At 38.5% G+C, this 22821-nt stretch carries 24 protein-coding genes; 1 reads left to right on the top strand and 23 read right to left on the bottom strand.

Annotation, left to right across the window (positions count from 1 at the left end):
• Window positions 1–483: 483 nt before the first annotated feature.
• The 16 genes from spoIVA to prsW all read right to left on the bottom strand — a co-directional run bounded on the left by spoIVA (window position 484) and on the right by prsW (window position 14652).
• Complete coding sequence (gene spoIVA / locus ACFQ4X_RS08760; protein ID WP_066290479.1) at window positions 484–1962, bottom strand: stage IV sporulation protein A; 1479 nt, start codon at window positions 1960–1962, stop codon at window positions 484–486.
• Between the two features lie 259 nt (window positions 1963–2221).
• Window positions 2222–2932, bottom strand: coding sequence for a hypothetical protein (locus ACFQ4X_RS08765; protein ID WP_379834483.1), 711 nt, complete (start codon window positions 2930–2932; stop codon window positions 2222–2224).
• Window positions 2933–2946: 14 nt separating this feature from the next.
• On the bottom strand, window positions 2947–3147 hold the full coding sequence (locus ACFQ4X_RS08770) for a DUF2768 domain-containing protein (RefSeq protein WP_379834484.1): 201 nt from the start codon (window positions 3145–3147) through the stop codon (window positions 2947–2949).
• 451 nt (window positions 3148–3598) lie between these two features.
• The gene (locus tag ACFQ4X_RS08775; protein ID WP_188402033.1) at window positions 3599–3859 is read right to left on the bottom strand and encodes a stage VI sporulation protein F; all 261 of its coding nucleotides are present in this window, start codon (window positions 3857–3859) and stop codon (window positions 3599–3601) included.
• 111 nt (window positions 3860–3970) lie between these two features.
• A complete protein-coding gene (locus ACFQ4X_RS08780) occupies window positions 3971–4996 on the bottom strand; it encodes an NAD(P)H-dependent glycerol-3-phosphate dehydrogenase (protein WP_379834486.1) in 1026 nt (341 codons plus the stop codon).
• Between the two features lie 20 nt (window positions 4997–5016).
• Window positions 5017–5598: a glycerol-3-phosphate 1-O-acyltransferase PlsY gene (plsY, locus tag ACFQ4X_RS08785; protein WP_379834488.1), complete on the bottom strand. Its 582-nt coding sequence runs from the start codon at window positions 5596–5598 to the stop codon at window positions 5017–5019.
• A 9-nt stretch (window positions 5599–5607) separates the two neighbouring features.
• The gene (gene der, locus ACFQ4X_RS08790; protein ID WP_066290493.1) at window positions 5608–6921 is read right to left on the bottom strand and encodes a ribosome biogenesis GTPase Der; all 1314 of its coding nucleotides are present in this window, start codon (window positions 6919–6921) and stop codon (window positions 5608–5610) included.
• 147 nt (window positions 6922–7068) lie between these two features.
• Complete coding sequence (locus ACFQ4X_RS08795) at window positions 7069–7671, bottom strand: YphA family membrane protein (RefSeq protein WP_379834489.1); 603 nt, start codon at window positions 7669–7671, stop codon at window positions 7069–7071.
• 93 nt (window positions 7672–7764) lie between these two features.
• Window positions 7765–8904, bottom strand: coding sequence for a 30S ribosomal protein S1 (gene rpsA, locus ACFQ4X_RS08800; protein ID WP_379834491.1), 1140 nt, complete (start codon window positions 8902–8904; stop codon window positions 7765–7767).
• Between the two features lie 81 nt (window positions 8905–8985).
• Window positions 8986–9567 carry a lysophospholipid acyltransferase family protein gene (locus ACFQ4X_RS08805; RefSeq protein WP_379834492.1) on the bottom strand — a complete coding sequence of 194 codons (582 nt, stop codon included), beginning with the start codon at window positions 9565–9567 and terminating at the stop codon, window positions 8986–8988.
• A 1-nt stretch (window position 9568) separates the two neighbouring features.
• The gene (gene cmk / locus ACFQ4X_RS08810) at window positions 9569–10243 is read right to left on the bottom strand and encodes a (d)CMP kinase (protein WP_379834494.1); all 675 of its coding nucleotides are present in this window, start codon (window positions 10241–10243) and stop codon (window positions 9569–9571) included.
• Window positions 10244–10374: 131 nt separating this feature from the next.
• Window positions 10375–10560, bottom strand: a complete 186-nt coding sequence (locus ACFQ4X_RS08815) for a DUF5359 family protein (RefSeq protein WP_379834495.1) — start codon at window positions 10558–10560, stop codon at window positions 10375–10377.
• A 42-nt stretch (window positions 10561–10602) separates the two neighbouring features.
• The gene (locus tag ACFQ4X_RS08820; RefSeq protein WP_379834497.1) at window positions 10603–11265 is read right to left on the bottom strand and encodes a flagellar brake protein; all 663 of its coding nucleotides are present in this window, start codon (window positions 11263–11265) and stop codon (window positions 10603–10605) included.
• A 337-nt stretch (window positions 11266–11602) separates the two neighbouring features.
• Window positions 11603–12952, bottom strand: coding sequence for a germination protein YpeB (gene ypeB, locus ACFQ4X_RS08825; protein WP_379834498.1), 1350 nt, complete (start codon window positions 12950–12952; stop codon window positions 11603–11605).
• Between the two features lie 18 nt (window positions 12953–12970).
• Window positions 12971–13852 (bottom strand): spore cortex-lytic enzyme, encoded by an 882-nt coding sequence (sleB, locus tag ACFQ4X_RS08830; protein WP_379834500.1) that lies wholly within the window; start codon window positions 13850–13852, stop codon window positions 12971–12973.
• 119 nt (window positions 13853–13971) lie between these two features.
• A complete protein-coding gene (gene prsW, locus ACFQ4X_RS08835; RefSeq protein ID WP_379834501.1) occupies window positions 13972–14652 on the bottom strand; it encodes a glutamic-type intramembrane protease PrsW in 681 nt (226 codons plus the stop codon).
• Between the two features lie 91 nt (window positions 14653–14743).
• On the opposite strand from prsW, the gene ACFQ4X_RS08840 reads away from it, so the two are divergent.
• Window positions 14744–15712: an asparaginase gene (locus ACFQ4X_RS08840; RefSeq protein ID WP_379834503.1), complete on the top strand. Its 969-nt coding sequence runs from the start codon at window positions 14744–14746 to the stop codon at window positions 15710–15712.
• A 32-nt stretch (window positions 15713–15744) separates the two neighbouring features.
• On the opposite strand, the gene ACFQ4X_RS08845 is transcribed toward ACFQ4X_RS08840, so the two are convergent.
• The 7 genes from ACFQ4X_RS08845 to ACFQ4X_RS08875 form a co-directional block, all read right to left on the bottom strand.
• Window positions 15745–16731, bottom strand: coding sequence for a YpdA family putative bacillithiol disulfide reductase (locus ACFQ4X_RS08845; RefSeq protein ID WP_379834504.1), 987 nt, complete (start codon window positions 16729–16731; stop codon window positions 15745–15747).
• Between the two features lie 128 nt (window positions 16732–16859).
• Complete coding sequence (locus ACFQ4X_RS08850; protein ID WP_379834506.1) at window positions 16860–18143, bottom strand: Glu/Leu/Phe/Val family dehydrogenase; 1284 nt, start codon at window positions 18141–18143, stop codon at window positions 16860–16862.
• Window positions 18144–18387: 244 nt separating this feature from the next.
• Window positions 18388–19305, bottom strand: coding sequence for a D-alanine--D-alanine ligase family protein (locus tag ACFQ4X_RS08855; protein ID WP_379834507.1), 918 nt, complete (start codon window positions 19303–19305; stop codon window positions 18388–18390).
• Between the two features lie 167 nt (window positions 19306–19472).
• Window positions 19473–20063 carry a genetic competence negative regulator gene (locus tag ACFQ4X_RS08860; protein ID WP_379834509.1) on the bottom strand — a complete coding sequence of 197 codons (591 nt, stop codon included), beginning with the start codon at window positions 20061–20063 and terminating at the stop codon, window positions 19473–19475.
• A gap of 101 nt (window positions 20064–20164) precedes the next feature.
• The gene (locus tag ACFQ4X_RS08865) at window positions 20165–21076 is read right to left on the bottom strand and encodes a MerR family transcriptional regulator (protein ID WP_379834510.1); all 912 of its coding nucleotides are present in this window, start codon (window positions 21074–21076) and stop codon (window positions 20165–20167) included.
• A gap of 70 nt (window positions 21077–21146) precedes the next feature.
• Window positions 21147–21890 (bottom strand): metallophosphoesterase, encoded by a 744-nt coding sequence (locus ACFQ4X_RS08870; protein WP_379834512.1) that lies wholly within the window; start codon window positions 21888–21890, stop codon window positions 21147–21149.
• 392 nt (window positions 21891–22282) lie between these two features.
• Entirely contained in the window at window positions 22283–22735 is a 453-nt protein-coding gene (locus ACFQ4X_RS08875; protein ID WP_379834513.1) for a DUF2663 family protein, read from the bottom strand.
• Window positions 22736–22821 lie beyond the last annotated feature (86 nt).

Genomic DNA, 22821 nt, shown 5'->3' on the forward strand with positions numbered 1-22821 from the left:
CCATGCACAAACAAACAAGCTGCATACATCTTTTGTTTATTGCTATCAAATATATTGCTCCTTGAATAGTTGATTGGAGCAGAAGGTGCGAGACTCCGGCGGGATCAGTGTGACAGGTGAGACTCCGAATGGTGCAAAGCGCCAAGGAGGCTCACCGCACACCCCGCGGAAAGCGAGTACCTGGAGCGGAGAACAACTACTTTCAATTACTCACAGACCCATACACAAACAAGCTGCATACATCTTTTGTTTATTGCTATCAAATATATTGCTCCTTGAATAGTTGATTGGAGCAGAAGGCGCGAGACTCCGGCGGGATCAGTGTGACAGGTGAGACACCTAATGGCGCAAAGTGCCTAGGTGGCTCACCGCACACCCCGCGGAAAGCGGAAACCTGGAGCGGAGAACAACTACTTTCAGAATAACTAAACGAACCCACAAAAGAACACCAAAAAAAGACTCCTGGTTATAGGAGTCTCAAAGTTATAAAATAATGGCAATTAAACCGCCTGATCCCTCATTAATAATACGTTCAAGCGTCTCTTTTAATTTATATCTTGCATTTTCCGGCATTAATGAAATCTTTCCTTGTATTCCTTCTCTTACGATAGAGTTTAACGAGCGTCCAAAGATATCAGAATTCCAGATTGACAGCGGATCTTCTTCAAAATCCTGCATTAAATATCTTAGCATTTCTTCACTTTGTTTTTCTGTTCCAATAATCGGTGCGAATTCGGATTCCACATCAACTTTAATCATATGGATCGAAGGTGCGATAGCCTTAAGTCTAACCCCGAATCTAGAGCCCTGACGGATAATTTCCGGCTCATCCAAGCTCATATCGGTGATAGCAGGAGCAGCAATTCCATATCCTGTTTGCTTCACCATTCTTAGCGCATCTGCCACTTGATCATACTCTGTCTTTGCATACGCAAATTCCTGCATAAGTTGAAGAAGATGATCTTTCCCTCGAATTTCGACCCCAACAACCTCTTTTAAGATCTGATCGTACAAGTAATCCGGTGCAAAAAGATCGATCTCTGCAATCCCTTGACCCATTTCAATTCCTGCGAGTCTTGCATCATCAATAAAGTCATAGTTTGCGAAGAAGCCTACCACTTTATCAACATCACGCAAACGTTTAATATCTTGAACTGTTTCTCTTACTGCTTCTTCATAGCTTTCTCGCAGCCAATGATTCTCTCTTAGCACCATAACCCAGCTTGGAAGATTTACATTTACTTCTAATACAGGGAACTCGTATAAAGCTTCACGAAGAACATTGTTAATATCGTGTTCCGTCATCCCCTCAACACTCATTGCAAGTACTGGAATGTCATACTTCTCACAAAGTTCATTACGAAGCTGCTGTGTATCCGGATGGTGCGGATGAGTTGAATTGATCAGCATAATGAACGGTTTTCCTACCTCTTTTAACTCATTAACAACTCGTTCTTCTGATTCTACATAATCATATCTCGGAATTTCTCCGATTGAGCCATCCGTAGTTACGACAACCCCAAGTGTTGAATGTTCTTGAATAACTTTCCTTGTTCCGATTTCAGCAGCTTCATGAAACGGAATCGGCTCGTCATACCAAGGTGTATGAATCATTCTAGGGCCATTTTCATCTTCGTACCCTTTTGCACTTGGAACAGCGTATCCAACACTGTCTACGAGACGGATATTTACATCAAGACCTTCCCCAACATTAATCTTTACCGCATTGTTTGGAACAAATTTGGGTTCAGTGGTCATAATGGTGCGTCCAGCTGCACTTTGCGGCAATTCATCCTGAGCTCGCTGACGTTCTGCTTCATTTTCAATGTTAGGCAGGACTACTAGCTCCATAAATTTCTTAATAAATGTAGACTTACCCGTTCTTACTGCTCCCACTACTCCTAAGTAGATATCTCCGCCCGTCCTTTCGGCGATATCTTTAAAAATATCGATTTTTTCCATTCGTTTCCCTCCCGATCCAAATAAAGTTCCGAATGCTAGTCTTGGACAATACATCGTATGATTTTGTCCTATTGATTATGACAAAGGAACGGAAATTTTTATTGGAACCTCTTTTCTCTGTTGTATAGTTCCATTAAAACGGGAGGGCGCACTACTGTGCCTACCGATGAAACTATAAAGCTTGTTTCGTTATAAGGATATCCAAAAAAAATCTCTCCGCCTTTTCTATGAATGTATTAGAAAAAGGGAGAGTTCATGCCTATTTTATTAAAAAAACAGGCTCTTTGTTTTCAACTTTATATGGAACTGAATAGACCGGTACAAAAAAGGAATGTTCTGCTAGCAGATGACGGATATCATCGTGCTTGCTCAGTTCATCTTTATAGCTCTCAATCGCAGGTTTTAAGTCTTTTCTATAATCTATAAAAATTTTCGCATCGCCGTTTACCATCATAGGCAATTTCTTGCCCGTAAAAGGACTGGTGATGAATGGATCTTTTTTAAATCCTAATTTTTTATAATCAAGGGTGTATCTTCCTTGTTCCTCAATCTTTTTAAAAGGGGGGTAACGGTGTTTATCCATATATATGTTTAAAGCAACCTGTACATCCTGAACTTTATCTGTTAAAACAAGATCTGCCAGTTTAACAGTTGGTTTTGTTTCGACATCTATAAGTACATATTGGAATGTACCGCCTTTTTCATAAGAATTACCGGGCGGTTCCTGCATATATTTTGGAACGAGTTTATTAAAATCAATTAAATATTTTTGGTAGATATCTGTGTCTGCTTCTTTTGTTTTAATAGGCAATACACCAGTATCTTTTTGAAAGTTTTCAACAGCTGTCTGTACAGCTGTGATCTGATCCTGATAAGGCATGCGGTTTTGCAGCTTCCGTTCTTCAGGATATAAACATCCTGAGAGAGTAAAAAGGATAAGCAGTAAAGGAATCAGCCATTTTTTTTGCAAATTGATCTCCTCCTCTACCCTTGTACAGGTCCGCTAAAAACGACGATTATAATTAGTATTCCAGCCACTATCATACAGATCCAAGCAAAAAAAGAAACGACTCCCTGAATAACACCAGATAGTTTAGAACGGCTGAACATGATTGAAAAAACTGCAATAAACATTAGACCGATGGCTGATAATGCCACCCACATTTTCAATAAACCTTCACTCATATGTATCCTCCTTGTCCACAGCGTACATTATAGCATAATTTGATCTATTTCTTTAAACTTCATTTCGTATAGAAATAAAACTAGGCTTATCTCACCTATTGGTCAGTTGCCGTAACCCTTGCTTATAAAACAGCTTCAGCTAAAGAAAGTGTTTTTTGCTAAAATACCCCTAAGGGTAGTAAAACAAGAATTCCCACGGTAACATGCAATAATCCCACGTTAGTTCATTTTTTTCTCACGTTAATTTAAATAATCACACGTTAATTAAAAAATAACCACGAGTTGACACACTCTAACAAATTCCGCGCATTAGATACCCCTCACCTTACGCTCGTAAGACAAAAAAAATACCCGGCAGCCACCGGGTATTTGACTAAATACTCCCTTGTTTTTCGTTCAATAACTTATTATTCAGACGCAGAATAAACTTTTAACAGCTTTTATACAGCCGCTATTTTCCTTCGAACATTTTAGATAGAGTTGCCAGATCTAGAGGGATGTTATTATTCAAAACAGCCTGAACGATCTGGTCTTCTTTCTGTTTCGTGACAGCTACCCCAGCCATAGAAGATACTTGGGAAATCAGCATTCGAATCGTGCGCTCATCACGTAAATTAGAACCGCTTACGGATTGTGCAAGTTTGAAAATATCGTCCTTTTTAACACTCGTTTTTTTCTCGATCTTGTCAAAAAATTGTTGTTCACGTTCCACCTGAAGTCCTCCTCCCACTTCCTTTTCATCCCTATCGTATGCAGTGTCACAAGAAGGGTGAAAAGAAAAAAGGCGATTGCCTAAATTTTTTTAGACACTCGCCTATTCGGATTAGCTTTTTAAGGATGAAACATCTTCAACTTCATGTGTGCGTGTGCGCTGCATCAGCTCATCTACGGCCTGCTTTGCACCTTTATTGTTAAAAAGAACATCGTAAAGCACTTGTGTAATCGGCATTTCAACTTGCTCTCTCTTGCTTAATTCGAAAGCGGCTTGAGTTGTTCTGACCCCTTCAACGACCATTCCCATATTATCCAGAACATCGTCGAGTGCCATCCCTTTTCCAAGCATATTGCCTGCACGCCAGTTTCTGCTATGTACACTTGTACAAGTTACAATTAAATCGCCAATGCCCGTTAAACCTGAGAAAGTAAGAGGATTAGCTCCCATATGCGTTCCAAGCCGTGCAATTTCCGCAAGTCCTCTGGTGATCAATGCTGCCTTAGCGTTATCTCCGTAGCCTAATCCATCAGATAGACCTGCTCCTAAAGCGATGATATTCTTTAGTGCACCACCAAGCTCAACACCAATTACATCAGGGTTCGTGTAAACACGGAAATTTTGGTTAATAAACAGATCTTGAACTTTTTCTGATGCTTCTATCTTTTCAGAAGATACAGTTACAGTCGTTGGCTGTCTTAAAGAAACTTCCTCCGCGTGGCTTGGGCCAGAAAGCACAACCACTGCTTCTAGAAGCGACGAAGGCAGTTCTTCTTCAATGATTTCTGAAATTCTTTTATATGTACCAGGTTCAATACCTTTGCTCGCGTGAACGATCGTAACTTTACGAGTTAGTGAATTCTTCAGCTGGCCGAGAACATCCCTCATCGCTTTTGTAGGAGTAACAAGTACGATGATATCTGCACCTTCTATACATTCTTCAAGCTTTACAGAAGCTTTTATACTATTAGGAAGCTCAATACCAGGCAAGTATTTTTCGTTGCGATGTTCCTCATTAATCTCGGATACTTGTTCTTCTCTGCGTCCCCATAAGCGGACATTGTGACCATTATCAGCTAATACGATAGCAAGAGCTGTCCCCCAGCTTCCAGCCCCTAACACAGCAACATTATCCATACATGTCACACTCCAAATTATTAAATTTTGCGTTCGGTCCCTTTTAGCAGCCTTTGTATATTTCCCCTATGACGCCAGACTGAAACAGCTGAGATACAGCCGCCCGTTAAAATCGCAGTAAATGGCAGGCTATAGTGATACAGCATAAAGAAAGGTGTAAGGATTAAAAAAACGATCGATCCTAAAGAAACAAACCGGCTTATCCAAATCGTAAGAATAGCAATAACACCTGCTAATAGAGATGGGAAGAAAGATATAGCTGCAAAAACACCGATTGTTGTTGCAACTCCCTTTCCTCCCTTGAATCCAAAGAAGACTGGATAATTATGACCAATTACAGCTGCAAAACCACACAGTATTGCGATGTTTGGACTAAATCCTAGCCATAATGGTACAAAAACAGATAATATCCCTTTCAAACTGTCTAAAAGGAGGACAGCAATGGCAGGTCCCTTTCCAAGTACTCTTAATGTGTTGGTGGCACCTGCATTGCCGCTTCCATGGTTCCTGATATCTTCATTTTTTAACAGCTTTGTAAGCAAATAACTAAAGCTGATAGAACCTAAACAATAAGATAATAAGATGAGGAGAATCCACATCATACTTTTACCTTAATCATTTTTCTTTCTTGCAAAAATTTTGATTGGTGTACCTACAAATCCGAATGTTTCACGAATCCTGTTCTCTAAAAATCTCTTATAAGAGAAGTGGAAAAGCTCAGGATCATTAACGAAAATAACAAATGTAGGCGGTTTAGAAGCTACTTGAGTTGCATAGTTTATCTTTAACCGTTTTCCATTATCCATCGGTGCAGGATTCATCGCAACTGCATCCATGATAACCTCATTCAATATATTCGTTTGCACTCTTAATGAATGGTTTTCGGCAACCTGATTAATCACCGGGAACAGATGATGAAGTCTCTGTTTCGTTAATGCAGATACGAAAACGATCGGTGCATATGATAAGTAAAGGAAATGATCACGAATCTTCTGCTCAAATTTTTGCATCGTTTTATCATCTTTTTCGATGGCATCCCATTTATTCACTACAATAACGACCGCTTTTCCTGCTTCATGAGCAAAGCCAGCGACTTTTTTATCCTGCTCGATGATGCCTTCTTCTGCATCAATGACCATCAAGACGACATCTGAACGTTCAATTGCTTTCATAGCTCGCATAACACTGTATTTTTCAGTAGTCTCGTACACTTTTCCGCGCTTCCGCATTCCAGCTGTATCGATAATTACATATTTTTGATCTTCCTTCTCAAAACTGGAATCAATTGCATCACGAGTTGTACCTGCAATGTTGCTTACTATAACGCGCTCTTTCCCTAAAATTGCGTTTACTAAAGAAGATTTACCCACATTCGGTCTGCCGATTAATGAGAAATAAATCGTATCATCGTCCTTTTCTTCTTCAACAGTTTCAGGAAAATGACTGACAACTTGATCCAGCAGATCTCCAAGTCCGATTCCATGAGTACCAGACACTCCGATCGGTTCACCCATTCCTAGGCTATAAAATTCATATAACAATTCTTTTCTTTCCGGGTTATCAATTTTATTCACACCTAATACAACAGGCTTTTTTGAACGGAAAAGCATTTTGGCTACTTCTTCATCGGCTGCTGTAATTCCATTCATGCCATCTACTAAGAACAAGATAACGTCGGCTTCTTCAATAGCTAGTTCTGCTTGTTCCTTCATCTGGCTCATGAACGGTGCATCACTGATTTCAATTCCGCCTGTATCGATTAAGTTAAATTCGGTATTCAGCCATTCCGCTGAACTATAGATGCGGTCACGGGTAACACCTGGCATATCTTCTACAATGGATATGCGGTCTCCGGCAATTCTGTTAAATATAGTAGATTTCCCTACATTAGGTCTTCCTACTATGGCTAAAACTGGTTTAGTCATGTTGACACTTCCCTTTTTTTCCTGATCAAATCAATCATTTCTTTATGAATTCATCATTACTTTGTAAAGTTACAATAAAATTAGACAAGTCCACTTATTTTAGCAAATTCTTGAGGTCTTAGACAACTTAATAATAATAGGTTTCCATCATATCGGCTTTGCTGGATTAACCTTTTTATAAGAGACACGCCTTAATTTTTTGAACATATCTACCAATATTACCATACAAAACAGAATCATTGTAGATGAAGCCAGCAAATCCAATACAAACATCGAACCTATTTCTAAGTATCCGGTAAGCCTGAAGATCAATAACTGATATAATGAATCTCCAATAAAAATACCTATTAAGGGAATATAAAATAAATCAATATTTCGTTTTGAAATAAGAAACAGCACAGCTGAAAGAAAAATTATTAGCAAATACTTTTTATCAATAAACAGTTTAGCCGGATCATAAAGCGCAAAAATCTGAATCGTTACATAGCTTACAGCTATAATAAAACTTACAGCTAAATAATAGAGAAGCTCACCTGTACTGCGGATAACATGAACAAGTCCGATGATTAAAAAGTAGGCAAAAGCTGCATTAACAGTTCCCAATGAAAAGGGGATGTCATAACCAGACAATATTATTCCTGGAAGCAAAATGAAAATCACTGCATTTCTGAATGGATTTCTTTCAATTAAAAAGGTTGTTACAACCCATCCGATCCACATGAACCAATAAAACAGTATACCATCATTCATGAATTTCACCTCGATAGCATTATGCCACTTTCTTCACGTGCTTAATCGCTGCAAAAAAAGCCCCCGATAATAATCGGGAGCTTTCAATAAAAATTACTTGTATTCTTTTAGCTGGTCGCCAATCATCTCAGCTAACGAAAATCCTTTTTCTTCTTTTGGAAGGTTTTGTTTAAGATTTTCTTTTTCTTTTTCATCTTGAACAGCTTTCATACTTAAGCTCATTCTTTTTTCTTTACTGTTTACATCAAGCACTTTTACAGATACTTGCTGTCCTTCTTTAACGACTTCACTTGGGTTGCCAATATGGCGGTTTGCCATCTCTGAAATGTGCACGAGTCCTTCAATCCCCGGTGCCACTTCAACAAATGCACCAAAAGCAACGATTCGTTTCACTGTACCTTCAATGACACTTCCAGGTGTAATAGAAGAACTAGCTTCTTCCCACGGTCCAGGCTGTGTTTCTTTAATTGAAAGTGAAATTCTGTCATTATCGCGGTCTACAGAAAGAACTTTTACTTTAACTGTTTGACCTTCGCTTAATACTTCAGATGGGTTATCTACACGATTATGAGAAAGCTGTGATACATGGACTAATCCATCCACTCCGCCAATATCAACAAAGGCACCAAAGTCCGTCAGACGCTGAACTTTACCTTCGATGATTTCTCCTGGAGCTAGGCGGTCTAAGATTTCTTGCTTTCTTCCCGCTTCTTCCTCTTCAGTTACAGCACGGTGTGATAATATGACACGCCCTTTTTCAGTATCAAGCTCTACAATTTTAACCGAAAGCTTTTTACCTTTATAATCTGAAAAGTCTTCTACAAAATGAGATTCAACCATTGAGGCAGGAATAAATGCACGTACTCCTAAATCTACAACCAGTCCGCCTTTTACTACATCGTGAACTGTAACTTCAAACGTTTCTTTCGCGTCGTATTTTTCTTGAAGCTCTGACCAGGATTTTTCACTGTCTACCGCTTTTTTAGATACAAGCAGCTTGTCCTCTGTATGAGAAAGCACTTTAACAGTGATTTGATCTCCTTCATTTAACACATCACTTACCTTTTCAATAAAAAGACTTGAAACCTCATTAATTGGCAAAAATGCGTCTTGTTTAGCGCTGATATCAACTAACGCGTGTTTGTCTTCTACTTTCAAAACCGTCCCTTTAACGATTTCGCCTGTTTCAGCTTGGGTAGCATTTGTTAAACTCGTGCTCATTTCCTCTGTCATGTTCGTGGCCTCCTCAAAAAATTAAAAAATAATTTATTGAACTTTCGCTTTGAAAGAACATTAACATTGTAAAGAACAAACTTATTCGTTATCTTTTTTCAACTGTGCTATATGTTTCATTATAAGCTCTGTAGCTTCTTTAGCGGAAGCTTTTTGCTCGCGTAAATGTGAAAAGTCTATCGGCTTGCCAAAGATAATCTTTAAGCTTTTACCCTTTTTATACTCGCCCACTATTGCACAAGGGACGATATGTGCTTCGGATTTAAGCGCAAAGAATCCTGCACCCGCCAAACCTTCACCGATCTCACCTGTTTTGCTTCTGGTCCCTTCAGGAAAGAGGCCTACTACCTTTCCTTCTTTTAAAAGGTTCATGCCTGTTTTTAAAGCTGTCTTATCGCTCATTCCCCTTTTTACAGGAAATGCATTAATTTTAGGCAAAATATGTTTTAATACTGGCACCGAAAAAAGTTCTGCTTTCGCCATGAAGTGAACATCCCTTGGTGAAGCAACTCCAACAAGTGGAGGGTCATAGTTGTGAATATGATTTGTACAGAGCAAAACCCCGCCAGTATCCGGCATATTTTCTGCCCCGATTATTTCAGGTTTAAAAGAACTCTTAAAATAAGTACCGCAAAGCCATTTTCCGAAAGAATAAAGCTTCATATTAACGTGCCCTTTCCTCTGCAAAATTAAGAATGCTTGAGACTACTTCTTCGATGGTCATGCTTGTTGTATCCAGTTCAATAGCATCTTCTGCTTTTCTTAATGGAGCAGCTTCTCTTTCGCTGTCTCTTTTGTCCCGAAGTGAAATTTCACTTTTTAACAGTTCAAAATCTGCTGGGAACCCTTTTGCAAGATTCTCTTCATATCTTCTGCGGGCGCGTTCATCTACTGAGGCGATCAAGAAGATTTTCAGTTCAGCATTAGGCATCACATGTGTACCGATATCACGGCCATCCATGACTACTCCGCCTGATTCAGCAAGCTGCTGCTGTCTTTTCACCATTTCAATCCGTACTTCTTTTTGCCGGGCAACAAAAGATACATTATTTGTTACTTCTGCTGACCTGATTGCTTCTGATACATCCTTTCCATCAAGATATACAGCTTGACCTGCTTCTGTCTTCACCAATTCGATCTGTGTTGTCTGAAGAACTGATTCAAGAGCGATCCCATCATTTAAATCCGCCCCTAAGGAAAGAGCTTTATAAGTTAATGCCCTGTACATGGCACCAGTGTCAATATAAATAAAAGAAAGGCGCTCAGCTACTTGCTTTGCTACCGTGCTTTTTCCTGCACCTGCAGGGCCATCAATGGCAATCGATAATAATTTTTTCATGTTTCCTCCTACCCCATACCTATGACAATGCATACATAGCAATAAAAGCAGGTAAACTTCCCCCTGCTTTTTTCTGTACATAATCTGAAAATGACAGATTAATTCTATATCTATCTTATCACAATTCTTGCTTAACGGTCTATTGTTTCCAAAGCAGGTTCTCTTTCACCTTTTATGACACCTTCATAATAAATGCTTTTATTCGTGTACATTTTGAACGAAGGAATCTCTAAGAAAACTTGTGCGATCAATAATAAAATAAAATGAGCGATAGCAAGCTGAATTAATAACCTGTCTAACCTTTTAATCTTAGTCACCTTCTTTTCGGGAGTAGTTTTCCCCGAAAAAAGAAAGCTATTCTAAATGGTTGTTTCCTTTTTTTTCATTAAAAGCTGCTGTTCAAAACAGAATCTTATAATATGCTGTCTTGATTTTTGATCAATCGATTCGAACTGGAGCGGTGCCCTCTGTCTATCATTCGCATGTCCATCTAAGATCCTCAAAACTTTACACTGAAGATCCAGGTAAATTTTCTCACCTGATTGCATAGGAAGAACAGTTAAACATTCCAGCATATCACCTTTTGACACATTATGTTTTACCGGCAGAGATAAAAGCATTCCCCCGGCACTCAGGTCAAGCACGACAGAATTAAATGGAGGGTAAGAATCATCCAAATTTCTCACCGCTGTATCCAATAATGTTTCAACCCGGACGAACTCTCTTCGCTGAATCTTATGTATATCTTCCTCTTTGGGAGAGGCAATTATTAATACTGGTATCTTCTCAATCTTCCTGCCCAGCAGTTCTGTGCGAAATGTAAAAACATTCTTTTCCTTGTCCACAAATGATGCTTTAAACTGCGTGCCATCAAAAAAATATTCTGTACGATTTGTTATTTCATTGCTTGGATAATCGATATAAATCCGATCATCTTTCACTTCACAAATCTTGCACCTGTATTTATCCTTTTTATCTGAAAATAACGGTTGCAAATATAACGGTTCCCCTACAGCAATCATAAAATCTTCCCCCAAAATTGCTTTTCTATAGCCTTACCTTATTATGACAGTTATTAAAAAAAAGAAAAAGCAAAATTTCAAAAAACGAAATTTTGCTTTTTTATCTGGCTGTTTTCGTAAACGATGTTGCTATGAGAAGATGTTGGTTTCCGCTTCAGGTGCTCGCTTTCCGCGGGGCGGGCGGTGAGCCTCCTCGCGCTTTGCGCATTTTAGGAGTCTCACCTGTCCCACTGATCCCGCAGGAGTCTCGCACCTTACGCTCCAATCAACTAATCAAAGAAGCGTACTCCACAAAAAATGTTGAAATGCAACAATCTTTTAGAAATGAGCCTTTTATTTAAATCTCATTATAAGAAGGTTCTGCTTCTTTCAGTTTTTTAACTTCTTCTTCATTTCCATTCTCTGCATTGATGAACACTTGATATGTTTCATTTCCAAGTACCCCAAGGAATTCATAGCAGAAAACCTCTTCATTTATATCATTTCTTATCAATGCCTTGCTTACTTCTTTTACTTCAAACTTCGGATTCAGATTTTTTCTTGCTTCTTTCTCCGTAATTTTGAATTCTGGAATTCGTCTATCCTGATGCGCGAGCAGGAAGTCAGTACCTTCATAACCCATAATATCTCCGTTATCGAGGGCGACTTTTACTGTAACCACTTCTGGATAGATTCGCACATCATCTTCTAGCCTTGCATAGGTGAAAACAGCAATATTGTCATATTGATCACTCGATACCATTTCCATCTTGCTCTCCATATGCTTTTTCAAGAAGTCTTCAGCTTGTAACATGGCGTCATTCAGTGAGATTTTCGGCTTGCCTACACTGCGGTCATAGAGCACATAAAGCGGGTAACCGCCTTTCTGTGTAATGTCCATATAAGTTGTACCTTTAGTATCTGGGTTGTAAAGAGTTAGTGAATAGGCATCGTATTTCGCATCTTTACCTGATTTTTCAACTGTTATCTTTACATTTTTCTTAAGATCGAAAAACTCGATAGCAATCTTTTTAGCTTCTTCTTTCGTAATCTTTTTTCCTTTTAACTGGCTTAGATCACGGTTTTTCATCTTCATCATGTTGGATACTTCAGGACCGAAATTCACTTCTGAATATCCTTCAACATTCTTATCTACGGTTTTAAAACCATCGATTATCGTATTATCTTCCTGCGTCTTATTTGTTGCCAACGCCATTTCTACATCCATCCAGCGGAGATTGTTCTTTTGAGCCAATGATTCTGTTTTGCGGAGCTCATTCTGTATTTCTGTTGCGTTGGCGTACAAGTCCTTCAAAGTCTTATATTCTTTATCAGATAATGGATTTTTATCTAGATCTCGAACTGCCGTTCTGTAACTGAATTCTCCCATTTTTGCTAAGAATTCTTCTGTTTTATTGAAAGGAAGCAGAGCTAATGGGAGCTGTCCTACATCATTATGAGCTTCAGATGTTAATCTCCAAACTTGAGCTAATGCAGGTGAAAGCTGGTTTCTGGAGTTCATAGCCAGCGTTTCTCCAATCTTGTCATGAAGTGAATCAACATGGAAATTCAGATCATGGAAAGCCCGCTGATAGTTATTTTCTGCCTGCAGAAGAACAGCATTCTTTTCTTGGTGCTCTGTATAGCCCCAATATCCTGTCCCTGCTACAGCAACGAACAACAGTGCAATAAGGATTGTGCGTATCATTATATGTTCACCCCTTTATTAGTTACAAAAAATGTGCTTTCCGATTTTCTTGATTTGAGGACGTCCCCAGATCCAGCCTGAAGTTGCTGTATCAGGATTAAAGTAATAAATTGCTTCACCCGTTGGATCCCAGCCATTTAAAGCGTCCATTACCGCTTTTCTGGCCTGTTTATTAGGGGTTAGGTAAATTTGTCCGTCAGCAACTGCTGTAAAAGCACCGGGTTCAAAAATAACACCAGAAACAGTGTTTGGAAAAGCTGAACTCTCAACACGGTTAATGATTACAGCTGCAACTGCTACCTGCCCGATGTAAGGTTCACCACGTGCTTCGCCATAAACAGCATTTGACATTAAATTAATGTCATTTTGCGAATAGCCATCTGGGATGTTTTTAGCAGGTTTTACTTGTGCTGGTTTAGCTTTTGCTTGTCCTCCTCCAGCTTTGCCTTGTGCTGTGCCCTTCGCTGTACCTTTTGCAGCCCCGCCTTTGGCACCTCCGCTTTTCGTCTGTTTGCTCTTTTGAACTCCCCCATAGTATGAAAATTTCTTTCCTGAATTAATTTGCTTATTTACCCAGGCTTTATCATACTTAGAAGCTTTCACAAGTTTTTGCTTCGCTGTCGATCCGGCTAAGCCGTCTATATCCATACCAAATTCATATTGGAAGTTTCGTAATGCCCAATAAGTTCTCCACCCAAAAACACCGTCAATGTTTCCTGTGTAAAAGCCTAAATATTGAAGACGGGATTGAAGTTCAACTACATCGTCTCCAGTTGCTCCTTTTTGTATGACTTGGTTCGAAAACGCATGTGCATTGTTTTGACCAAATCCAGCAAATAACCCAAAACAAAGGGCGATTGCAAAAAATGCTCCCTTTATGTAAGCTGAATTTCTTTTCATGAGAAAGTTAGCCTCCTGTAATTTTAATCTCCATTTCTTGTTATACATGTATCATTTGTAATCCGGTTTTTTTTATTCAATTTCAAAGTCTCATTGTAGAAGAAATCAAAAAAGACCGGTTAAATACCGGTCTTAGCATCTGCGTTTCGATATGGATTTAATGATGAATTAGCAATCCTTACTTTTCTTAAGGCGAACCACCATAAGAAAATCATGAACGGGAACATATAGAAGAAGATATATTTGGTGTTTGATAGAAGCAAGAAATTAAATGTTCCATGAAGAAAAACAGGGATTATAAGTGAAAGACTTAAATAAATGACTTTCTTCTTTCCAGAAGAAAATTTCCCTTTCCCTAGATAAAAACCCATGATAACTCCAAACAGAGCATGCCCGCTTACCGGAAGAAGCGCACGGATCAATGCTTCTTCGATCCCGAATGTATACAGATAAAAGATGTTTTCCAATGATGCAAAGCCTAGTGATAATGCAGTTGCATATACGATTCCATCATATGGTTCATTAAATTCTTCATGAAGGTAAACACCATAAAAGACTAAGAACCACTTTAAAAATTCCTCAAGTGCTCCGCTGACTAAAAAGGCATCGGCAAATAAAGGGACGTTCATCTCTTCCTTAAATCCAAATTGCAGGACCATTACAGGAAATACGAGAAGAACTCCAAATATATAGACCTTTATTACTAATGATAAAGGTTCAGTTTCATATTTATCCTTAAGGTAAAAAAATGATAATAGAGCAATAGCCGGAGCCACCGCTGCAGAAATTACAGCTAGCATGTCCTGCCTCTTTTCTACTGTTTTTTTCTATCGTAACATGATATTTTAAGAAGTGGAATAGAGAACACTAAGAACAAGGAGGGCGGCAATATTGAATAAAATATTACTGATTCATACAGGCGGAACAATTGCAATGGAAGAGAATAAGAACACAGGCGGTGTCAATACAAAAGAGACACATCCACTTGAAGCCACAATCTCAGAACTGTCTGATATAGCCGAAATCGTGGTAAAGAACTACGTTAACCTGCCTTCTCCTCATATTACCCCTTTTCACATGCTTGAACTTGCTTCGTTTATTAACGAGCAGACAGAAGCAGATCGATATGACGGGCTAGTAATCACACATGGTACAGATACACTAGAAGAAACAGCTTACGTTCTTGACCTGATTTTAGAAACTCCGATTCCTGTCATTGTTACTGGCGCAATGAGGTCCAGCAACGAACACGGCTCTGATGGACCCTATAATCTTATTTCTTCTGTGAGAGTTGCCTGCGATCATCAATCATTAGGCAAAGGTGTTCTTGTCGTATTTAATGATGAAATCCACTCTGCTAAAAACGTGACAAAGACGCATACGAGCAACATCGCTACTTTTCAAAGCCCGCAGTACGGACCAATTGGAATCGTTACAAAAAGAGGAGTACTCTTTCATCATACCCCTTTGCGTTCAAGCCGGTTTCAAATAAAACATTTTTCTAAAAACGTCATATTATTAAAAGCCTATGCAGGAATGGATGGAGAATTGATAAATTCCGCATCAAAATCTGCTGACGGTGTTGTAATTGAAGCACTTGGCCAGGGCAATTTGCCTCCTGCTACAGTTCCCGCAATTAAAGAACTTATCTCACGGCAGATACCAGTTGTACTCGTTTCCAGATGCTTCAATGGAATTGCACAAGACATTTATTCCTATGAAGGCGGCGGGAAACATTTGAAAGAGCTCGGAGTCATCTTCTCTAATGGTTTGAACGGACAAAAAGCTCGTCTTAAACTTATGATCGCACTTGAAAGTACAAATTCTTCTGAAAAGCTGCAGCAGCTGTTTCTTGAGTAATTTATGATAAGAAAAGCCGAAATCCATAAGGATTATCGGCTTTTTTCTCTTTCCAGAATCGTCTTAGCTACCATTTCTCCATGAAATCTTCCATTTTCTATAAAGATCTCATTAGCATTGTTTCCTGCTGCGATTACACCTGCTATAAATAATCCTTCCACATTTGTTTCCATGGTTTCCTCACAATAATAAGGACGCCCTGTTTCGGAATCAATGTTTACGCCCATCTTTGAAATAAAATCGTGATCTGGATGATAGCCGGTCATAGCAAAAACAGCATGAAAAGGGAAATATTTTTCTTCATCCTTTATATCAACAAAGATCCCCTCATCAGTAATCGATTTGAGACAGGCATTAAACGTCATTTTAATGGTTCCTGCTTTTTCGCACGCTTCAAATTCAGGAAGCACCCAGGGCTTTATACTTTGAGAATACTCACTGCCTCTATAAAAAACGTGAGGGCGTGCTCCTGCTTTCTGCAGTTCCAAAGCGGCATCGATCGCAGAATTTTTACCCCCAATTACTGCAACATCCAAATCATAATATGGGTGACCTTCTTTAAAATAATGATGAACATGAGGCAAGTCTTCTCCCTTAATATTCATCATGTTAGGGTTATCATAGTAGCCAGTTGCAATGATTACATATTTTGCTTCATATTGGATTTCCTCATTTTTCCGATTAAAGGCAGCTATCGTAAATGTACAATCGTTATTCTTAAAAACAGAATTTGCCTTCGTAAAAGTATGAATATTAAGCTTATGCCGTTTAACCACTTCTCTATAATAAGTTAACGCATGAATTCTGTTAGGTTTTCGCTGTTCATGAACAAAGGGGAAATTCCCTATTTCCAGCTTTTCGCTCGAACTAAAAAAGGTTTGATGGGTAGGATACTGATAAATCGTATTGACCACATTTCCCTTTTCGATCACACAATACGATATGCCTTTCTTCTGCAATGCCACTGCTGCTGCTAAGCCGCATGGACCGCCTCCAATTATGCAAACATCTATCTTCACTTCTTCACCACTCCAAAAAAACCGTCATGTCTTTATTTTTGCCTAAGAAAAAATCTCCTATCATCATATGATAGGAGATTTGCTCTTGGTTTGTAAAGGAAACCAGACTTAAGGTTACAGGTGAACTATTAAATCCATCCTCTGAAACGTGAAGCTTCAGCCATCTTACGAACACCGACCATATAAGCCGCAAGTCTCATGTTAACTTTTCTGTTCATAGCTGTTGTATAAACCGTATCAAACGATTTAACCATCACTTTTTCAAGCTTCTCTTCAACTTCTTCTTCAGTCCAATAGTATCCTTGGTTGTTTTGAACCCATTCAAAGTAAGAAACTGTTACTCCACCAGCACTTGCTAATACGTCAGGTACAAGCAGGACTCCTCTTTCTGATAAGATTCGAGTTGCCTCGAGAGTTGTCGGCCCATTTGCTGCCTCAACAACAATTGTTGCTTTAATCTGGTAAGCATTTTTCTCTGTAATCTGATTTTCGATCGCAGCAGGTACTAAAATATCGCAATCAAGTTCTAACAGTTCTTGATTTGTTATTGTGTCTTTAAATAATTTTGTAACCGTACCAAAGCTGTCTCTGCGCTCAAGCAGATAATCGATATCAAGTCCTTCAGGGTCATAAAGACCGCCATAAGCATCTGAAATCGCGATTACTTTCGCCCCAGCATCGTGCATGAATTTAGCAAGGAAGCTTCCTGCATTACCAAATCCCTGTACAACGACACGAGCGCCTTCAAGCTGAATACCTTTTTTTGCAGCAGCTTCTCGAATACAGATTGTAACACCTTTTGCAGTAGCTGTTTCACGTCCGTGAGATCCACCAAGTACAAGAGGTTTACCAGTGATGAAACCAGGTGAGTCAAACTCTCTGATTCTGCTGTATTCATCCATCATCCAAGCCATAATTTGCGAATTTGTAAATACATCTGGGGCAGGGATATCTTTTGTAGGTCCTACGAGCTGACTGATAGCTCGTACATATCCGCGGCTCAATCTTTCAAGCTCTCTAAACGACATCGTACGCGGATCACAGATGATTCCGCCTTTACCGCCGCCGTATGGCAGATCTACAATTCCTGCTTTTAAACTCATCCAAATTGATAGCGCTTTAACTTCTATTTCTGATACATTCGGATGAAAACGAACGCCGCCCTTTGTTGGACCAACAGCATCATTATGCTGGGCACGATATCCTGTAAAAATTTTAGTGCTTCCATCATCCATTTTAACCGGTATGCGGACAGTAAGCATACGGATTGGCTCTTTAAGTAACTCATAAACCTCGGAAGAATATCCTAATTTATCGAGCGCATCCGCGATAACGGATTGCGTGGATTGGAGCACATTGTCATTTTCATGATGATTGTCGGATTTTTGGTCTGTAGTATTTTGGGCTGTCATTTGTTTACCTCCCATATTTGTCACCTCTAAAGTTTAGTCAAGCTTCAGTGACAGTATACACCTTTGCAAGACTGTTGAGAAGAAAAATTTAGTGAATTTCACCTAAAAAGAAAACGCTTTCTTAATCACATACTGTTACGAAAATACTTAATATTCTGCCAATATACCTATGGTCAATGTTTGTCCAATTTTGTAGAAATCTACCCCACCATTTCATTAAACAGATGGGGTATTGATCTAATCACTATTTTTTTAAAGATAACTCAATTAATTTTTCAATCATAGCTGGATAATCCATGCCTATTTCCTTAGCTGCATCTGGGAAAAGACTTGTCGGTGTCATACCAGGCAGTGTGTTCACTTCTAAAATAACAGGCTCTGAACCATCGTGAGGAACGATAAAATCTACACGGGAATATACTTCGCACCCTAGAACTTCGTGAGCAGCAACAGCCTGCTTCTGAAGAAGTGCGGTGGTTTTCTCATCTAATCTCGCTGGAACATAGTGTATGCTTCCACCCTCAGCATATTTCGATTCATAATCATAATAGGCATTTTTAGGCTCAATCTCTACAACCGGCAATGCTTGTATCTGGCCGTGTTCACCCATAACAGCAACTGTTACCTCTTTCCCGCTTACAAATTGTTCTACAAGGACAGTATCATCATGCATGAATGCCTCAGCGATCCCTTTAAGAAGTTCTTCCCTGTTTTGAGCAATTGTTAACCCTATTGTTGATCCTTCTCTATTTGGCTTAACTACAGCAGGAAAATCGAAAGATAATTCTGTCTGATCTTCTTTATAAGATTTTTTGTATAATACTTTTTCTTTTGCTATATTGATGCCTGCTTCCTTAAAGAACTGTTTTGATTTTGCTTTATCCATTGCGATCCCTGAAGCTAAAGCCCCAGATCCTACATATGGAATATTCAGCATATCTAAAAGTCCCTGCAGACGTCCATCCTCACCATACTTACCGTGAAGTCCCAAAAAGACAACATCTGCTTCCATATCGAGCAACTCATGTAATCGTGATGGATGAAAATCGATACCTATAACATCATGTCCCTTGCTTTCAAGAGCAGCAATAATTTGTTTTCCTGTAGATAGTGAGACTTCCCGTTCAGCAGATACTCCGCCATATAAGACTGCAATTTTCATTAATGGTCACTCCTAGCCCAAAAGTTTATGTATATATTATATTCCCTGACCTTTTTACTGTTCAGCGGATAAAAAAATATTACTAATCATAACACGATTTTTCGGAAATCAGGAAGGTGAAATATAAATGAGGACGCAGAAATTTTGCGCCCTCCTTCCTGTTTTTGTTATTTAAAATAACGATGAAGCTCTTTTACAGCTTCGGTCTTCATTAGTTCTTTTCCATATTCGATTACTCTATAGCTTGTAATTGTTGAGGAACTCCCGAATTCAGCAAGAACTGCAATAAATAAATCCAGGTCAAGTGGTTTAACTTCTTCCTCTTCAAATTTTAAGTAAAAATGATTATTAAAAGAGAACAATCTGCCACCATTAATTTCTAGTGAATGAAGACGATTCGCCAGGCGGATGACATCTTCAAATGATGAAAACTCATAAAAAATTTCATCATTTTCATCCAAAGTAACTTGCATCTCTATATAATCTTCATCATATTCCTCTTCCAGATCATACTCATTGATACCTTTTGTAACAATAACAACCATACCTTGAGCAGGAAGTGAAAATACTTCAACCGCAATAGGACCGTCAGCTTTAAATCCTACCTCATCATCAGCTTCAGTCATCATATCACGGAAAAGCTGATGTACTTTCGGAATGTCTTGCCATATTTCTTCTTTTGAAATACCACGTTCATTCAAATCATCAAAAGTTAGGAAGATCTTTATTTTATTATAGGTTAACCGTTCTACCCGCATCTCTGGTCCCCCTTACGATCGGCGCTATTATGTCTTAATTACAATATATGAGTTTGTGAAAAGTTGGTGATAAACAAACAAGCCAATTATATCGGCCATCATTATTTATTTTTAAGCTTTCTAGAAATCCAGTCTTCCCATTCTGCTTTCGTGCTGCCGATTAACAGATCGCTGTATGTCTCACGAACTTCGGAAGACAGATGGTTAACAGCAGATCCCCCCACACCAAAAGAAGTTTCAGGGAAATTCCTATAAAGATTTTCAGCCCATCTTAGTGTTTTTATTGCTGGATCCACAATTGTACACGATAAAAATACCATCCTAGGTTCCACTTCTTTTATAACAACCTCAAAGTCTTTCTCTGGAATTCCGTGACCTAAATAGATTACTTCGAACCCTTTACGTCTTAAAAACAACGTAAACATCAAAAGACCTAATTCATGTTCCTCGTCTATTCCGCAGCTTGCAATTACCTTAGGCAAATACGGGTCAGAAGGAAGCCATTGCATAAGTTGTCCAATTTTAGTCCGTAAAAAGGATGAAGTAAAGTGTTCGTGTGCAACTGTTATTTTTTGATCTTCCCAAAGATGACCTACCTGTACTAATAATGTACCCAAAATATCAATTATGACTTTTTCCAAATTATACATGCTGAATGCCTGACTTAATAGATCGTTAGCTTTCTTTTCCTGAAATGAAAGCAAAGCATCTAAAATCATATTGGACATTTCAGCAGCACGATCCGTATTTTCAATTGTAAAAGGTGCAGCTTCTTTATAAAGTTCCCCGTTCAGGGCAACGTCTACCGCTTGGCTAATTGTGAATCCTTGATTAACTTTATTCACTAGCCATTTTAATATGTATACTTGTTCATCGGTATATAATCGGTGTCCAGCTTCATTTCGATGAGGCTGAACAATAGAGTAGCGTCTTTCCCAGGCTCTTAGTGTACCAGCTTGTATGCCGAGCATTTTGGAGACCGCTTTAATGTTGTACTTCCCTTCACAAGACATCTGCACTTCCTCCAAAAAATAAGTTAAGAAGAGTATATCTGAAAAAACATTGTACTGTAAACTTTTTGCCTTAACCGAGAGTGATCAGATGTGCTTCACAAGGCGCTCCCAATCGAAGCGGCAGATGCGTTGCACCAAATCCATTGCTGACTAAGAGCTTATAATATCCTTCATCGTACCATCCGCCTCTTTTGGCAATTCCCAATGGTCCCAGCCTGATCTGGCCTCCGTGAGTATGTCCTGACAGCACTAAACGGATCTGATACTCTTTCTTGATTTTTTTGGCTATATCTGGATTGTGGCTAATGAGGATACGGCATGAAGAACTGCAATTTATTACGGCATCTTCCAATCTGTCTTTTCCGAAAGAAAGATCGTTTATTCCGGCAATATCAAGAACTTCATTATTTCTTTTCAAAGAAATACTTGTATTATCTAAAATGATTGCGCCATTATTTGATATAGTGTTCTTTAAATAATTTATATCTACATCATAATCATTGTTTCCCCATACAAAATGAACAGGTCCAATTTTAGACAGCATCTTTATATTGTCTTCCACTCTGTCCATTGGAACTCCTTTTTCCACCAAGTCCCCTCCGATAATTACAATATCTGCGTTTTCTGCTTTTTCAATAAGTTTATTTGTAATCGTTCTTCTATGGATGTCTGAAATGAAAAAAATTTTGAAATTCTTAAAAGAACCAGGGAGATTGTCTATGTTTACCGTATCTAAACTGACACGATTTCTGTGCGCTTCAATATACATATATAGTAAAAGTGTAAATGTAGCTAATAAGAAAATGTATATCATTATTGCCTCCTGCATTTGTTTAAATGATCATAACACAGAACTGTTCCAGCTTATAAAATGAATAAATGCGGCGATAATTTTTTTAATATTTAAAAAGTATTAGTTGAAAAATTTGTAAATTTAACGTATGATTATTTACATGAATATCAAAAATTTAGAGAGGACTAACATCATGACATTAACTAAATTAAAGAACAAATCTCTCGTCACTGACCTTGATTTATCATATAGCATGCGACTTGGTTTGCCTATTGAAGTGTACTGCCCGGAAACACACCAAACCATTGCCTTTGGCAGAATAGATCACTTTTGTGAAATGACAGTAATCATACAAGGTCAGCACCACGATAGAGATTCTGTTTTATTTTTCGGCTGTCCATGCCAATAACCTTCTATTTGTGAAAGATATTAATGTTGTATTCTTTTTTCATAAATTCAAATACGATATGCCTCTGATTCCATTGTTCCTCATCGCTCCACCATTCTTCATTTCGATCAATAAAATCTGAACGTATCGCTTCGAAATCATCATCTGCTTTTTTGTACTTTTTTTTCATCCAAATCATATGAAAACTAGAGAATATAATAAATACTGTACAGATCCAAACCATCTCATCTCCGAAAATAAGAGTTAACGGATTTTCAAAGGATGATGCATGTGGAAGTTTAAAAAAATAGAGATAAACAAACGTGGCAATTACAACAAAAACCATTGACGATCCCCATTGATTAATTGCTTTTTTCCATCTGTCTTTTTCTTCTTTCTTTTCTACGAGCTGGGCTAAAACGATGCTAGTCAGCTGATTAACAAAAGGCTTTATCCTCCAGTGATTCAATGCGTTCATACACAAAACCTCCTGTAGAATAATTATGCCTATACAAGCAGATTCATGCTTTCTAATAAAATAAAGACCGTCAGGAATCCATTGTG

Origin of the sequence: Fictibacillus halophilus, assembly GCF_042680145.1 — a bacterium.
Lineage (GTDB): Bacteria > Bacillota > Bacilli > Bacillales > Fictibacillaceae > Fictibacillus > Fictibacillus halophilus_A.

Coding starts and splice junctions, on each gene's coding strand:
- ACFQ4X_RS08865 (WP_379834510.1), bottom strand. CDS start 21,076: ATGTCTTGTGAAGGGAAGTACAACATTAAAGCGGTCTCCAAAATGCTC.
- prsW (WP_379834501.1), bottom strand. CDS start 14,652: ATGCTAGCTGTAATTTCTGCAGCGGTGGCTCCGGCTATTGCTCTATTA.
- ACFQ4X_RS08855 (WP_379834507.1), bottom strand. CDS start 19,305: ATGAAAATTGCAGTCTTATATGGCGGAGTATCTGCTGAACGGGAAGTC.
- ypeB (WP_379834498.1), bottom strand. CDS start 12,952: ATGATACGCACAATCCTTATTGCACTGTTGTTCGTTGCTGTAGCAGGG.
- sleB (WP_379834500.1), bottom strand. CDS start 13,852: ATGAAAAGAAATTCAGCTTACATAAAGGGAGCATTTTTTGCAATCGCC.
- ACFQ4X_RS08860 (WP_379834509.1), bottom strand. CDS start 20,063: ATGCGGGTAGAACGGTTAACCTATAATAAAATAAAGATCTTCCTAACT.
- ACFQ4X_RS08820 (WP_379834497.1), bottom strand. CDS start 11,265: ATGATTGCTGTAGGGGAACCGTTATATTTGCAACCGTTATTTTCAGAT.
- ACFQ4X_RS08870 (WP_379834512.1), bottom strand. CDS start 21,890: ATGATATACATTTTCTTATTAGCTACATTTACACTTTTACTATATATG.
- ACFQ4X_RS08770 (WP_379834484.1), bottom strand. CDS start 3,147: ATGAGTGAAGGTTTATTGAAAATGTGGGTGGCATTATCAGCCATCGGT.
- plsY (WP_379834488.1), bottom strand. CDS start 5,598: ATGATGTGGATTCTCCTCATCTTATTATCTTATTGTTTAGGTTCTATC.
- ACFQ4X_RS08795 (WP_379834489.1), bottom strand. CDS start 7,671: ATGAATGATGGTATACTGTTTTATTGGTTCATGTGGATCGGATGGGTT.
- der (WP_066290493.1), bottom strand. CDS start 6,921: ATGACTAAACCAGTTTTAGCCATAGTAGGAAGACCTAATGTAGGGAAA.
- spoIVA (WP_066290479.1), bottom strand. CDS start 1,962: ATGGAAAAAATCGATATTTTTAAAGATATCGCCGAAAGGACGGGCGGA.
- ACFQ4X_RS08805 (WP_379834492.1), bottom strand. CDS start 9,567: ATGAAGCTTTATTCTTTCGGAAAATGGCTTTGCGGTACTTATTTTAAG.
- ACFQ4X_RS08875 (WP_379834513.1), bottom strand. CDS start 22,735: ATGAACGCATTGAATCACTGGAGGATAAAGCCTTTTGTTAATCAGCTG.
- ACFQ4X_RS08780 (WP_379834486.1), bottom strand. CDS start 4,996: ATGGATAATGTTGCTGTGTTAGGGGCTGGAAGCTGGGGGACAGCTCTT.
- rpsA (WP_379834491.1), bottom strand. CDS start 8,904: ATGACAGAGGAAATGAGCACGAGTTTAACAAATGCTACCCAAGCTGAA.
- ACFQ4X_RS08850 (WP_379834506.1), bottom strand. CDS start 18,143: ATGACAGCCCAAAATACTACAGACCAAAAATCCGACAATCATCATGAA.
- cmk (WP_379834494.1), bottom strand. CDS start 10,243: ATGAAAAAATTATTATCGATTGCCATTGATGGCCCTGCAGGTGCAGGA.